Source organism: Syntrophorhabdaceae bacterium (assembly GCA_035541755.1).
Classification (GTDB): Bacteria; Desulfobacterota; Syntrophorhabdia; order Syntrophorhabdales; family Syntrophorhabdaceae; genus PNOF01.
Map to the genome: position 1 here is coordinate 1 of DATKMQ010000063.1, position 13,520 is coordinate 13,520.

Genomic DNA, 13,520 nt, shown 5'->3' on the forward strand with positions numbered 1-13,520 from the left:
GGTTGTCATAGCGGGCGGAGATCTGAGGACCATACAGCTTCAGCCAAAGGAAGAGTTTTTTGACCGGTTGAATATTGCCACAAGAACTACGTGGCCTCTGCCCCGTATGCTCATTCTCAGCTTCCCGAATAATCCCACGACCGAAGTGGTTGATCTCGCCTTTTTTGAAAAGATCGTGGCATTTGCCAAGGAACATAACCTCATGGTGGTTCACGATCTCGCATACGCCGATCTCGTATTCGACGGCTATCGGGCCCCGAGCTTCCTTCAGGCCAAGGGCGCCAAGGACGTGGGCGTCGAGTTTTACTCCCTCTCGAAAAGCTACAGTATGCCCGGATGGCGGGTGGGCTTCGCTGTGGGAAACCGGCAGATGGTCAACGCCCTGGCCCGGATCAAGAGCTACTTTGATTATGGTATGTTCCAGCCCATTCAGATCGCCTCCATCATCGCTTTAAACGAGGGCGATGAGGATGTCCTCGGGATCACCGAGATATACAGGAAAAGACGGGATGCCCTGTGCGAGGGATTAACGAGGGGAGGCTGGAAGGTGGAAAAGCCTAAAGGGACTATGTTCGTTTGGGCAAAAATCCCCGAGCAATTTGCGTCCATGGGCTCCGTTGAGTTTTCAAAACTGATTCTTCAGGAAGCCAAGGTGGCAATCTCGCCCGGGACAGGCTTCGGCGAATATGGTGAAGGGTATGTTCGTTTTGCACTCATCGAAAACGAACACAGAATAAAACAGGCAATTAAGGGCATCAAAAACTTTCTTAAGTCTTCAAAACACATATGATAGGCGTCGGTATTATAGGTCTTGGAACGGTGGGAGCGGGAACATTGGGAATCCTGACGGAGAACCGATCCCTGATCAGGCAGAGGACCGGTCTAGACGCAGAGGTTGTAAGAATCGCCGAGACTGACCCGGCGAAAATCAGAAAGCACCGCGTACCGGCTCGGATGGTGACAGACGCGACGAAACTTATAGAAGACAAAGATGTTCATATCGTTGTTGAATTGATCGGGGGTATACACCCTGCATATGAATTCATCAGGAGCGCCCTCGAACAGGGTAAGTGGGTGGTCACGGCGAACAAGGCCCTTCTCGCGGAAAAAGGGCAGGAACTCATGAAGATTGCAGAAAAGAACCGCGGCGAAATAGGGTTTGAGGCATCCGTGTGCGGCGGCATCCCGGTTATTCGCGCAATACGAGAAGGACTCGTGGGGAACAGGATCACCTATCTGCTCGGGATACTTAACGGCACGTCCAATTATATCCTGACCAGAATGACGGAAGAGGGTATCGCCTTTCGTGATGCACTTCGTGAGGCGCAGAAACTTGGTTTTGCCGAAAAAGACCCCACATTCGATATAGAAGGCATCGATGCCGCGCACAAGCTCTGTATTCTGGCGAGGCTGGCTTTTTCTCATCCTGTACGCATGGAGGATGTCATCACCGCGGGTATATCTAAGATCGAGCCGATCGATATCAGATTCGCCAGAGAATTCGGCTATAAAATCAAATTGCTTGGTGTGGCCAGAGAAGCGAACGGGTCCGTCGAGGCCCGTGTGGAACCGGCTATGATACCCATTGCCCACCCCATGAGCAGTGTGAATGGCGTCTTTAACGCAGCGTACGTGGTCGGCGATAAAGTTGGGCCAACACTCTTTTACGGAAAGGGAGCGGGAAGCGAGCCCACGGGAAGCGCGGTGGTGAGCGACATAGTGGACATGGCTTTGAGGATTCAGTCGAAGACGAACCACCGCACGAGTTTCGTTCAGGGGAAAAGATTGAGAACAAAGGGCGTAAAGCCTTTCCAGGTTCCTTATTATATGCGCTGCACGGCTCAGGACAGCCCGGGTGTGCTCTCCAAGGTATCGGGCATTCTGGCCCATTACAGAATCAGCATCTCGGCGGTGACGCAAAAAGAAAGGAAAGAAAGCGGTTATGTGCCCATCGTTATGCTCACGCACGAAGCCGTGGAAAAAGATCTGAAAGCGGCCAAAGCGGAAATTGACAAGCTGCCCTTCATCCACGGCCAAAGCGTTCATATAAGGATCGAAGAGGGCAACCTGTAGGCGTCAAAGGCCTACCTAACATGGTGTTGCAGTTGTTCTTGCAGAGGAAGGTTCTATAAATGAAGTACATAGTAATCATCGGCGACGGGATGGCCGATTTCCCCCTTGATGAACTCGGCGGAAAGACGCCGCTTATGGCCGCCCATAAACCCTTCATGAACATGATGGCAAAAGACGGCTTCTGCGGCAAGGTGAGTACGGTGCCTCAGGGTTTCTCACCGGGGAGCGACGTTGCCGCCATGTCCATATTCGGATACAACCCCGCCGAGTATTACACGGGACGGGCGCCCATCGAGGCCGCAGGCATGGGTATTGAGCTCAGGGATTTGGACGTGGCCTTCAGGTGTAATCTCGTGAGCCTCGATATGAACCCTGATCATACAATCATGGCAGATTACAGCGGGGGCCACGTTACGACAGAGGAGGCAAAAGTCCTGATCAACGCCTTGAACGAGGCGTTAGGGCGCGATGAGTTCGAGTTTTTTCCGGGCGTCAGTTATCGCCATATCATGGTCTGGAGGAATGGGAAATGGCAGATGAGTTCAACGCCACCCCACGATATCACCGGCAGACAGATAGGTGAGTATCTGCCCAAAGGCGAGGCGGCCTTAACTGCCCTCGGGTTGATGAAGGCATCACAAAAGTTGCTTGGCAGCCATCCCGTTAATGAGCTAAGAAAGAAGGCAGGCAAGCTATCCGCCAACAGCATATGGCTCTGGGGCCAGGGCAAGAAGACCGTACTGCCTCCTTTTGCAGGAAAATTCCACCTCAAAGGCGCCACGGTCGCTGCCGTGGACCTGGTAAAAGGGGTAAGCAGGCTCGCCGGTTTCGATGCTCCATATGTGGCGGGCGCCACAGGCTATCTTGATACTGATTATGGCGCCAAGGCGAATAAGGCTTTAGCGCTCCTTAAAGACCACGATATCGTCTACGTTCATATCGAAGCCCCTGATGAAGCCTCCCACAACGGCGATGTGAAAGAGAAGATCAAGGCCATCGAGCGCATCGACTCGCTTGTCGTGGGCGAGCTTTTTCAAAAAGCGCGCGATACGGCCAGGTTTCTCATCGTTACCGATCACGCGACTCCTATCTCCATGAAGACCCATTACGCGCAACCCGTGCCTTTCGTCATATATGACGCGAACAGGAAAGTCAGGGGTTGCGAAACAGGATACGACGAGCGCACCGGTGATACAGTAATAAGCGGCGAAGAAATGATCACTATTCTCACACAAGGACAAAAACCATGAGACAAAAGTTCATATTCGTAACAGGCGGTGTGGTTTCCTCTCTTGGAAAGGGTCTGGCCTCGGCATCGATCGGGGCGCTCCTCGAATCGCGCGGTCTCAATGTGATGATTAAGAAACTTGATCCCTACATTAATGTGGATCCGGGGACCATGAATCCCTTTCAGCACGGCGAGGTTTTTGTCACCGAGGACGGCGCGGAAACCGACCTCGACCTTGGCCACTATGAACGGTTCACCAACGCGGTCATTTCGAAGCGATGTAACTTCACTACGGGCCAGGTCTATGATACGGTCATATCCAAAGAACGAAGAGGTGAGTACCTGGGAGGAACGGTTCAGGTCATCCCTCACATCACCGATGAAATCAAGAGCAGGATCCTCGACGTGGATGACGGTATCGATGTGGTCATCGTGGAGATAGGGGGCACAGTCGGAGATATCGAGAGCCTCCCCTTTCTTGAGGCCATACGCCAGCTTCGCAATGATCTCGGAAAAGAGAATTCCCTTTTTATCCACCTCACCCTCGTGCCTTTTATCAAAACAGCTGACGAGATGAAGACCAAACCCACTCAGCACAGCGTCAAGGAGCTCCGGGAAATAGGTATCCAGCCGGATATCTTGCTTTGCAGGACAGAGAGGGTCCTGTCTCAGGGGCTCAAAGATAAGATATCCCTGTTCTGCAACGTGGACAAAGATGCCGTCATAGCCGCAAAGGATGTGGGGAACATTTACGAAGTTCCCATGGTATACCATAACGAGGGCCTTGATGAAAAGATCACCAAGCAGCTCAATATATGGGCCAAAAAGCCTGACCTTTCCCGATGGGAGGGCATTGTCAACACGATTAATAACCCGAAGCATCAGGTCGATATAGCGCTCGTGGGAAAGTATGTAAAGCTGAAAGACTCTTATAAAAGCTTGAACGAGGCGCTCGTTCACGGCGGCATAGCAAATAACTGCAAGGTCAATGTCCACTACATAGATTCCGAGGACCTGGAAAAGAGCCTTACGTCCGAGTTGCTCGATGTCGATGGCATCCTCGTGCCTGGCGGCTTCGGCGACAGGGGCATAGAAGGAAAGATCAACGCCATAGCTCACGCCCGCGAAAAGAAGGTTCCCTATTTCGGTCTCTGTCTTGGCATGCAGCTTGCCGCGGTTGAGATAGCACGCCATCTTGCCGGATGCAAGGATGCAAACTCCTGCGAATTCAATCCAACGACGCCCTATCCGATCATATACCTTATCGAAACATGGGTTGACAGAAACAACGAACTGCAACGACGGGACAAGTTTTCCGATCTGGGCGGGACCATGCGTCTCGGGGCTTATCCTTGCCAGCTAACCCTGGGTAGCCTCGCACACAAGGCGTACGGCAAAGACTTGATCCACGAGCGTCACAGGCACAGATACGAGTTTAACGTGAAATTCCGCGAAAGGCTAGAAGACAGCGGTGTGACGATCTCCGGCATATCGCCCGACAGGACCCTTGTGGAAATCATTGAGCTTAAGGACCATCCGTGGTTTCTCGGATGCCAGTTCCATCCCGAATTCAAGTCCAAGCCATTTGCCCCGCATCCTTTGTTTCGGGACTTCATAAAGGCTTCACTACGCCATAAAGAGGACAGACAGGCATGGGCAAAGAAGTAGCCGTAGGCAACGTCACTCTGGGAAAGAAACCTTTTGTCTTTATCGGAGGTCCCTGCGTGATCGAGGGAAGAGAGATCGTCTTGAGGATTGCCGAGAGGGTGACCGGTATAACACAAGCCCTTGGCATCCCGTTTATTTTCAAATCATCTTATGACAAGGCGAACAGGACGTCGCTTATGAACTTCCGAGGTCCGGGCATTGAAGAGGGACTCAAAATATTATCGGAAGTCCAGGAACTGTTCAACATACCCATCTTGACCGATGTACACACAACTCAGGAGGCGGCGGCGGCGGCGGAAGTCGTGGACGTACTGCAGGTGCCGGCGCTTCTCTCCCGGCAGACCGACCTCCTTCTTGCCTGCGGAAGGTCGGGCAAGGCGGTGAACGTGAAGAAAGGACAGTTTTTGTCGCCTTACGACATGAAGCATGTGATTGAAAAGGTGGAATCTACGGGCAACAGGAACATCATGGTTACCGAGCGGGGAACATCCTTCGGCTATAACACACTGGTAAATGATTTCCGGGCCATCCCGATCATGAAATCCTTCGGATATCCTGTTGTGTTCGATGCGACCCACAGCGTGCAGAAGCCGGGCGCGCTCTGTTCGTCTTCAGGAGGCGAACCTGAGTTTGTATTCCCCCTGGCTAAGGCTGCCATGGCTGTCGGGGTAGACGCCATTTTTATGGAGGTGCACGTTAACCCCTCGGAAGCACTCTGCGACGGAGAGAACTCCGTGTCCCTCGATGATCTGCCCCGCTACCTTGAGACGCTCAGAAACATTGAAGGTGCCTTATGAGTTTTCTTAACCGCGGCAAGGATGTTTTGAGGAAAGAAGCGGAAGCCATTCTCCATGTCATGGAGGGTTTGGGGGAGGACTTCGACAACGCTGTTGATATCATCGACGGCTGTACCGGGAGGGTGGTGCTGACCGGTATGGGCAAATCCGGCCTCATCTGCAAGAAGATCGCCTCCACGCTTTCGAGCACGGGAACGCCTGCGATGTTTCTTCACCCCGCAGATTCGCTCCATGGCGACCTCGGCATGTTGCAGAAAGGGGACGCGCTGATCATCGTGAGCAACAGCGGCGAGACCGAGGAGATCATCAGGATACTTTCGTGGGTCAAGCGCATGGATATCCCAACTATCATTATTACCGGAGTCACCGGCTCCACGATTGCCACGTACGGGGACGTGGTATTGAAGGTGGATGTAGACGAGGCGTGTCCTTACAACGTGGTGCCCACCTCGAGCACGACCGCCACCCTTGCTTTGGGGGATGCCCTCGCTATTACCCTTATGGAAAAGAGGTGCTTCAAGATCGAGGACTTTGCTTCATTGCACCCGGGCGGGGCCATAGGAAGAAGACTGCTTTTACGGGTTCAAGACCTCATGCATACGGGTAGCGCCATTCCCAAAATATACGAGGACGCGACCATGAAGGAGGCCATTCTCGAGATCACCTCCAAAAGGCTTGGTGTTGCCGGCGTGTACGGCAGAAACGAAGAACTTCTTGGCGTGATTACCGACGGGGACTTAAGAAGGGCTATTGAGAAATACGACAAGACGCTTCTCGAAAAAAAGGCTTCCGATGTCATGACTGCAAATCCGAAACTCATACACAAAGATGATCTCGCGGCCCACGCACTCAAGAAGATGGAGGATTACTCCATCACGTCACTATTTGTGGCGGGCGATGAAGAAGGAAGAGGGCCTGTGGGCATTATCCACATCCACGATCTGTTAAAAGCAAAAGTGGTTTGAGCGTTACGCATTGAGCATGAAACCGGCGCCGCTATGTTATGGTAAGTATCTATGGGAAACAGAAAGATCACTATTTATATCGCTTTGGGATTTATCGTATCAAGTCTCATCCTCGCGCTCTATTTCTTTGTAAGAAAGCCCGATAAGATTTCCCATCGCCCGGAAGCTAAAGAGAAACAGGTTATCGTCTTCAAGGACGTAACCTATTCGGGGGAAAAAAAGGGCGTCGTAGACTGGGAAATCAAGGCCAAGGTGGCCCGCAAATATATAGATAAACCGTTAATCGAGCTTGAAAACCTTTCCGGTCAATACAAGCCTCAGGAGGGGACGCTCGTCACGTTCGCGGGGACCAAAGGCGCCATGGATACGGAAAAAGAGAGTGGGAGCGTGGAAAATGTCAGCGTGCTTTATAAAGGGGAATATACGCTCACCAGCTCTTATATGAATTTCGATTTTAAGAACGGCACCACTTTCACCAAGGCGCCGGTTCACATCACGGGGAACAAATTGACTATGCAAGGTATCGGCCTCACGGCAAATACCAAGCAGGAGACCGTGAGGCTCGAGACCGATGTATCGGGTATCGTCACAACCGAGAAGGCAAGGTACAAGTTTCAAACCGATGTACTTACGTATCATTTCAAGGATAATCTGTATGTTCTGGAAGGTAAGGTCATATTACGCGGCGAAGACTTGAACCTGCTCGCTGATAGACTCCTTATTTTCACCGCCGGCAAGGATCTGGATAGGATTGAGGCCTATGGCAACGTGCGCGTGCTTTCCAAGGGAACTGTTGCTAAAAGTGAAAAGGCGGTATATCATTTTAAGCAAGGTAAGATAGTATTCACAAATTCGCCGAGGGTCACCAAAGATAATGTGGAGATGGAAGGCGAATCCGTTGTATATACTACCGGTGAGGGTAAAATATCCGTGAACAAACCAAGGGTAAGGGTTACAAATTAATGATTCCAGTTTCAACGCTCGCGGCGCAATCCATATCAAAATCGTACAACGGTAGAAAGGTTGTTGATGAGGTAAACATACATATCAATAACGGAGAAATCGTCGGGATATTCGGGCCGAACGGCGCGGGTAAGACAACCACATTCTACATGATCATCGGCTTTATCAAACCAAATGCGGGAAAGATTCTGCTCAACAATGAAGATATAACCGATTTACCGATGTTCATGAGGGCGCGCAAAGGTATTACTTATCTGCCGCAGGAACCGTCGGTCTTCAAGAAAATGAGTGTCGCTGACAATCTGAGATCCATACTCGAATTTCTGAACGTAGGCAAAGAAGATATGGTAGATCATAAGATCATGGAACTGCTCGAATCATTTAAACTCGAACACCTGTCAAAAAATAATGCGGAATCGCTCTCGGGAGGCGAGAGGAGACGACTGGAGATCGCCCGGGCGCTCATGACATCGCCCCGGTTCATGCTCCTTGACGAGCCCTTTTCCGGTATCGACCCCATTTCTGTGTCGGATTTGCGCAAGATCATCAATAGTTTGAAAATAAAGGACATCGGGATACTCCTTTCCGATCACAACGTGCGGGAGTCCTTGCCTATTTGCGACAGGGCCTACGTGGTGAACAACGGCAGGGTGCTCCTTGAAGGGACCCCCGAGAATATTGCGCAGGACAGGATCGTGAGAGAGGTTTATTTAGGAGAGGAATTTTACATTGGCACTGGAACTTAAACAGACTCAAAAACTTTCGCCTGTTCTGACTCAGCAGCTCCAACAGGCCATCAAGCTTCTCCAGCTGTCCAAGCTGGAACTTACTGAGGCGATTGAACAGGAGATGAAGGAAAATCCGATCCTTGAAATAACCGAGGAGGCCGGAGAGAATTCCGTACAGGAAGCAGCCAAAGAAACAGAGGACAAAGAGGATATCGCCGATTGGCTCGAGCGTTTTTCCCCTTCCGAGGACTATACCCCGCGGGAAGACAGGGGGGAATTGCCCGATTACGAAAACAGTATCCGAAAAACCTACAACCTCAGAGATCATGTGCGGTGGCAGGTGGGGCTTTCCGATTTTGATTCCGAGGAACGACTTACTGCCGAGTGGATCATCGAAAATATTGACGATAACGGGTATCTCGTATGTACCCTGGAGGAGATCTCCAAAGACTCCGGTTTCGGTTTAGAGCCCATAGAAAGGGTGCTTAAGAAGGTCCAAAAGCTTGAACCGTCAGGGGTAGGAGCGCGAGATCTCAAGGAATGTATCCTTCTCCAATATGAGGCAAGCGGGGAAAAGGATCCGATTTTTGAGCATATTGTTGCCTCCTATTTCAACTACTTTCAGAACAATAATATTAAAGCCATTGCCAAGGCTACAGGATATCCTCTTGAACTCGTAAAGAAAGTCCTCGACAAGTTCAAACATTTTGACCCAAAGCCGGGAAGAAATTTTGGTGACGAATTTACTTCCTACATTGTTCCTGACGTTTACGTGGTCAAGACAGAAGAAGGGTTCGAGGTTTTTCTCAATGACGATGACGTGCCGGAACTCAAGCTCAATAGATACTATATCAATCTATACGCCGACAAAAAGGTGGGCGGCGAGACGCGAAGATACATCAAGAACAAGGTAAGGCAGGCTGAATGGTTTATCAAAAGCATTCAGCAAAGGCAAAGAACCCTCTACCTCGTTGCGAAAAGTATTGTACGGTTTCAGGATGAGTTCTTTGAAAAGGGGCTCCGCTCGCTCAAACCTCTTATTCTCAAAGACGTGGCTCAGGATGTGGGTGTCCACGAGTCCACGGTGAGCCGCATTACGACGAGCAAATATATGAGCACGCCCCACGGGGTTTACGAACTCAAATTCTTCTTTCCCACAAGTATCAGCAAAAGCGAGGGTGAGGCCCTCTCTACGAATGTCGTGATGGATTTCATCGCAGAAATGGTCAAGAACGAGGACAAGCGCAAACCGCTTACCGATGATGAAATAGCATCTGTCTTGAGGCAGAGACAGAACGTCCGGATTGCTCGCAGGACAATAGCGAAATACCGGGACATACTCAACATACGTTCTTCCAGAGAAAGAGCGCTTCTCGATTAATCCTTCCTCGCGCTTAACCCTTAAGACCATGTTTAAACGAAGCCAAAGGGGTTGGGGTTACACTTTTTACTTACCGCACTCAATACGAATTGATGTCGAAGTCCTAATTAGCTTAATATTTTCAATGAATTGGATTGACATAGGACCGTTTATCTGCTAATTTGATAGTGGGGTTGGTGCCAGCCAACCTTATTTTTATCAGGGAGGTCATATGGATATTTCGATAAGCTTCAGACATATCGACGTGGATGATGGAATAAAGGCTTACATAGAGGAAAAGATGGCCAGGCTTCAAAAGTACGTGGAGCCTCTTCTCGATATACACGTCGTGCTCTCCCTCGAAAGAAAATACCGCTACAGGGTCGATGTCATGTTTACGGTAAACGGGGTGGTCATTAACGCTCACGAGACAATGGATGATCCGCGGGCTGCCGTGGATACGATCCTTGACAAGCTTGAAAGGAGACTGACGAAATACAGAGACAAACTAAAGAAATACAGAGAAGCGAAGACCAAGCGTCCCGGCGGAGTGCCCGAAAAAGAGGAATCGAGCATCATCATAACGAAAACCATGGACGCCAAACCCATGGATCCCGAAGAAGCGGTTATGCAGCTACGTGCTTCCGGAGACCAATTCATGATATTCCGTGAAAGAGAAAGGGACAACGTCTGTATCGTATACAAACGGAGAGACGGAAAATACAGCCTCATAGAAACAACGGGAAAGAAACCTTGAAACTGGCCGATATATTAAAAGAATCATGTGTGATAGCCGACATAAAAGGAACAACCAAGAGAGACGTTCTTCTTGAGCTCGTTTTGCCCCTCGAGAAAGCCCACCTGCTTTCCGATGTAGACGGTGCGGTAAATATCATCATGGAAAGGGAAAAGCTCGGTTCTACCGGAATCGGTGACGGTGTGGCCATTCCCCATGGAAAAATGAAGAATCTCAGATCGGTTCTTTGCGCAGTGGGTCGGTCCCAAAAAGGTGTGAATTTCGATGCGGTCGATGAGAAGCCCGTTCATATCTTCTTTTTGGTCCTTGCCCCCGAAGAATCAGCCGGCTTGCACCTGAAGGTGTTGTCGCGCATTTCAAAAGTCTTGAGAGACCAGTCTTTCAGAAAACGGATGCTGAACATGACAGATGCGCATGATATATATGCGGAGATTATTGCAGTAGACGACACTCTTTCGTAACGGTCGTGACCAAAGAATACGCGTGAATGCGGGGATGCGTCGGCCTCTATACCCATCCGCCCTTCACATCAAACGATACGAGCCGCTTTTTACTCGGAAAGATGAAAGAGATGAAGGGGATAACAGTAAAAGAACTCAAAGAAGATACAGTCTACGGATTGGAACTGGAGGTTCTTTCGGGGCAGAGAGGTCTTTCCCGAAAGATATACAATCCAAGGATCCAAAAACTGGGGCTCGTCATTACCGGTCATATGGTTTACCTTCATCCGCACAGGGTACAGATCCTCGGCAATATCGAAATCTCCTACCTGAGATCCCTGCCCGAAACGGAAAGTAAGAGAATTATAAAAGAACTCTGTAAGAACAATGTGGTTTGCTTCATTGTGACACGCAATCTCAAAGTGCCCGATTACTTCCTTGTCGCAGCGGAAGAAAAAGGCATACCAGTGCTCAGAACCCCGCTCGTCACATCGGTGTTCATAGACAGGATCACAAAGCTTCTTGAGGAAAGACTGGCTCCGTCTACCACCGTGCACGGTGTGCTCATGGATGTGCTGGGACTCGGAGCGCTTATTGTGGGGAGACCCGGTATAGGAAAAAGCGAGAACGCCCTTGAACTGATCATGAGAGGGCATCGGCTTGTGGTGGATGATGCCGTAAACGCGAAGCGGATCGGTGCTATCGACATATACGGGGAAGCGCCCGATATGATTAGGAACCTTTTGGAAATTCGTGGCGTGGGGATCGTCGATATCCGTCAACTGTTTGGAGTTGCCGCGATCATCGACAAGAAAAGGATCGATCTCGTGATCGAGCTTTTCGACTGGGACAATACGGTAGACTGTGAACGCGTGGGCCTCAAGGAAGATCAATACAAACTCCTCGGGGTGGATCTCCCTTACGTGAAGATCCCCATCAGTTCGGGGAAGAACGTATCGGCAATTATAGAACTTGCTTGCAGAAACCACATTCTGCGGAAACAGGGTATCAATACGGCGATAGAGCTTGAAAAGCGTATGTTCAAATCCATGGAAGGCGGCAGTCAGTCATGAATGTCCTCGTTGTAAGCGGTATATCAGGCTCGGGAAAGACAACCTTTGTCAGGGCGCTTGAAGACATCGGATACTTCTGTGTGGACAATTTTCCTCTCACGCTCCTCCCCAGGTTCTTGGAACTTTATAAGGACGCCGGTGACAAGATCGCCAATTGTGCCTTTGTTGTGGATGTGAGAGAACGGGAATTTTTCGACGAAGGAAGGGATGTACTCAAAGAGATCAAGAGCAGGTTCGGCGCGAAGATCATCTTTCTTGAAAGTTCGGAAGATACTCTGCTCAGACGGTACAGAGAAACGAGAAGGTCGCATCCGCTCTACAATACGTCGAACATCAAAGATGCGTTGAAAGAGGAAAGGAATCTCGTTCACTGGATCAGAGATATGGCAGACCAGGTCATCGACACGACGCATCTCACCCCCCATGAGTTACGGCGGTTTGTTCTCAAGAAATACGGGGGAGAACAACAACGGATGAAAATCAACCTCATGTCTTTTGGGTATGGCCATGGAATTCCTCCGGAGGCCGACATGGTCCTCGACGTGAGGTTCTTACCTAACCCCTTTTTTGTTGAGGGGCTGAGGGAGAAAACAGGCCTTTCTCCGGAAGTGGGCGAGTTCATCAAGTCTCACGCTATGTTCCGGAAATATTTTCTTTTTCTTTCCGACTTTTTGTTGTACCTTATACCTTTGTTCGAGAACGAGGGCAAAAGTTATCTCACCGTCTGTCTTGGATGCACCGGCGGAAAACACAGATCGGTTTTTGTTGCGAACGAATTGGCCGATAAACTTATGGTAATGGGTTATAATGTATCGACCGTTCACAGAGATATCGAAAAATAGCATGGGGTGCTTTAAGCCCCTACAGATCAATGGGGTGGAACGAGCGGGCGCGTGATAGGTGCGTAAGATTATGAAAAACGTGCACATGAGATACCTATGGACCAAACCCTTAGCCCGCACGGCGGGCGAGAGGGGGAGGCCGGGTACCCGCGTGCGGGTGGTGCTTAGCTCGTGGAGGGGGCGACGTGAGCCCCTGATAAAGGAGCCGGCATGACAGGCCTTATCGTTGTGGCCCATTTTAATCTCGCAAAGGAAATGGTTGCAGCCACCGAACTGATCGTGGGAAAGCAGAAACAATTTGAGGCCGTGGACGTGTTTCCCGATGCGAACGTGGACACCCTTAAAGAGAAGATCGTCCAATCGTTGAAAAAAACTGATGCGGGTGACGGCGTCATCATCCTGACGGACATGTTCGGGGGTACGCCGTCTAATATAAGCCTCTCCTTCCTCGAAGCAGGAAAGGTCGAGGTGGTGGCAGGGGTGAATCTACCCATGCTCATCAAGCTCGTCACCCTACGGGAAGAAAAGACTCTTGATGAGTTGGCCGCATTTATTACCCAGTATGGGCAGAGGAATATCTGCCTCGCTACGGACGTTCTCAAGGCGCGGAAGAAGGAATAGCGTCC

The 13,520-nt window shown here is 50.3% G+C and carries 14 protein-coding genes; all 14 read left to right on the top strand.

Annotation, left to right across the window (positions count from 1 at the left end):
- A partial coding sequence (locus VMT62_05385; protein HVN95839.1) for an aminotransferase class I/II-fold pyridoxal phosphate-dependent enzyme occupies window positions 1–790 on the top strand: 790 nt, incomplete at its 5' end.
- Window positions 787–2,073, top strand: a complete 1,287-nt coding sequence (locus VMT62_05390) for a homoserine dehydrogenase (protein ID HVN95840.1) — start codon at window positions 787–789, stop codon at window positions 2,071–2,073. The genes VMT62_05385 and VMT62_05390, both read left to right, overlap by 4 nt.
- 59 nt (window positions 2,074–2,132) lie before the next feature.
- Window positions 2,133–3,323, top strand: coding sequence for a cofactor-independent phosphoglycerate mutase (locus VMT62_05395; protein HVN95841.1), 1,191 nt, complete (start codon window positions 2,133–2,135; stop codon window positions 3,321–3,323).
- Entirely contained in the window at window positions 3,320–4,969 is a 1,650-nt protein-coding gene (locus VMT62_05400) for a CTP synthase (protein ID HVN95842.1), read from the top strand. The genes VMT62_05395 and VMT62_05400 overlap by 4 nt, the downstream gene beginning before the upstream one ends.
- Window positions 4,954–5,766 (top strand): 3-deoxy-8-phosphooctulonate synthase, encoded by an 813-nt coding sequence (gene kdsA, locus VMT62_05405; GenBank protein ID HVN95843.1) that lies wholly within the window; start codon window positions 4,954–4,956, stop codon window positions 5,764–5,766. The genes VMT62_05400 and kdsA overlap by 16 nt, the downstream gene beginning before the upstream one ends.
- On the top strand, window positions 5,763–6,731 hold the full coding sequence (locus tag VMT62_05410; GenBank protein ID HVN95844.1) for a KpsF/GutQ family sugar-phosphate isomerase: 969 nt from the start codon (window positions 5,763–5,765) through the stop codon (window positions 6,729–6,731). Before kdsA ends, VMT62_05410 begins: the two co-directional genes overlap by 4 nt.
- A gap of 51 nt (window positions 6,732–6,782) precedes the next feature.
- The gene (lptC, locus tag VMT62_05415) at window positions 6,783–7,694 is read left to right on the top strand and encodes an LPS export ABC transporter periplasmic protein LptC (protein ID HVN95845.1); all 912 of its coding nucleotides are present in this window, start codon (window positions 6,783–6,785) and stop codon (window positions 7,692–7,694) included.
- Entirely contained in the window at window positions 7,694–8,440 is a 747-nt protein-coding gene (lptB, locus tag VMT62_05420; protein ID HVN95846.1) for an LPS export ABC transporter ATP-binding protein, read from the top strand. The genes lptC and lptB overlap by 1 nt, the downstream gene beginning before the upstream one ends.
- The gene (gene rpoN, locus VMT62_05425) at window positions 8,424–9,803 is read left to right on the top strand and encodes an RNA polymerase factor sigma-54 (GenBank protein ID HVN95847.1); all 1,380 of its coding nucleotides are present in this window, start codon (window positions 8,424–8,426) and stop codon (window positions 9,801–9,803) included. The genes lptB and rpoN overlap by 17 nt, the downstream gene beginning before the upstream one ends.
- 211 nt (window positions 9,804–10,014) lie before the next feature.
- Window positions 10,015–10,539, top strand: a complete 525-nt coding sequence (gene raiA / locus VMT62_05430; protein HVN95848.1) for a ribosome-associated translation inhibitor RaiA — start codon at window positions 10,015–10,017, stop codon at window positions 10,537–10,539.
- The gene (locus VMT62_05435; protein ID HVN95849.1) at window positions 10,536–11,000 is read left to right on the top strand and encodes a PTS sugar transporter subunit IIA; all 465 of its coding nucleotides are present in this window, start codon (window positions 10,536–10,538) and stop codon (window positions 10,998–11,000) included. Before raiA ends, VMT62_05435 begins: the two co-directional genes overlap by 4 nt.
- 26 nt (window positions 11,001–11,026) lie before the next feature.
- The gene (gene hprK, locus VMT62_05440) at window positions 11,027–12,052 is read left to right on the top strand and encodes an HPr(Ser) kinase/phosphatase (GenBank protein HVN95850.1); all 1,026 of its coding nucleotides are present in this window, start codon (window positions 11,027–11,029) and stop codon (window positions 12,050–12,052) included.
- On the top strand, window positions 12,049–12,894 hold the full coding sequence (gene rapZ, locus VMT62_05445; GenBank protein HVN95851.1) for an RNase adapter RapZ: 846 nt from the start codon (window positions 12,049–12,051) through the stop codon (window positions 12,892–12,894). Before hprK ends, rapZ begins: the two co-directional genes overlap by 4 nt.
- Before the next feature lie 210 nt (window positions 12,895–13,104).
- Window positions 13,105–13,515 (top strand): PTS sugar transporter subunit IIA, encoded by a 411-nt coding sequence (locus tag VMT62_05450; protein HVN95852.1) that lies wholly within the window; start codon window positions 13,105–13,107, stop codon window positions 13,513–13,515.
- Window positions 13,516–13,520: the final 5 nt, after the last annotated feature.

What these genes read in the sequence shown, in the direction of transcription:
- VMT62_05390 (HVN95840.1), top strand. Translation starts at nt 787, where the DNA reads ATGATAGGCGTCGGTATTATAGGTCTTGGAACGGTGGGAGCGGGAACA.
- VMT62_05395 (HVN95841.1), top strand. Translation starts at nt 2,133, where the DNA reads ATGAAGTACATAGTAATCATCGGCGACGGGATGGCCGATTTCCCCCTT.
- VMT62_05400 (HVN95842.1), top strand. Translation starts at nt 3,320, where the DNA reads ATGAGACAAAAGTTCATATTCGTAACAGGCGGTGTGGTTTCCTCTCTT.
- kdsA (HVN95843.1), top strand. Translation starts at nt 4,954, where the DNA reads ATGGGCAAAGAAGTAGCCGTAGGCAACGTCACTCTGGGAAAGAAACCT.
- VMT62_05410 (HVN95844.1), top strand. Translation starts at nt 5,763, where the DNA reads ATGAGTTTTCTTAACCGCGGCAAGGATGTTTTGAGGAAAGAAGCGGAA.
- lptC (HVN95845.1), top strand. Translation starts at nt 6,783, where the DNA reads ATGGGAAACAGAAAGATCACTATTTATATCGCTTTGGGATTTATCGTA.
- lptB (HVN95846.1), top strand. Translation starts at nt 7,694, where the DNA reads ATGATTCCAGTTTCAACGCTCGCGGCGCAATCCATATCAAAATCGTAC.
- raiA (HVN95848.1), top strand. Translation starts at nt 10,015, where the DNA reads ATGGATATTTCGATAAGCTTCAGACATATCGACGTGGATGATGGAATA.
- hprK (HVN95850.1), top strand. Translation starts at nt 11,027, where the DNA reads ATGCGGGGATGCGTCGGCCTCTATACCCATCCGCCCTTCACATCAAAC.
- rapZ (HVN95851.1), top strand. Translation starts at nt 12,049, where the DNA reads ATGAATGTCCTCGTTGTAAGCGGTATATCAGGCTCGGGAAAGACAACC.
- VMT62_05450 (HVN95852.1), top strand. Translation starts at nt 13,105, where the DNA reads ATGACAGGCCTTATCGTTGTGGCCCATTTTAATCTCGCAAAGGAAATG.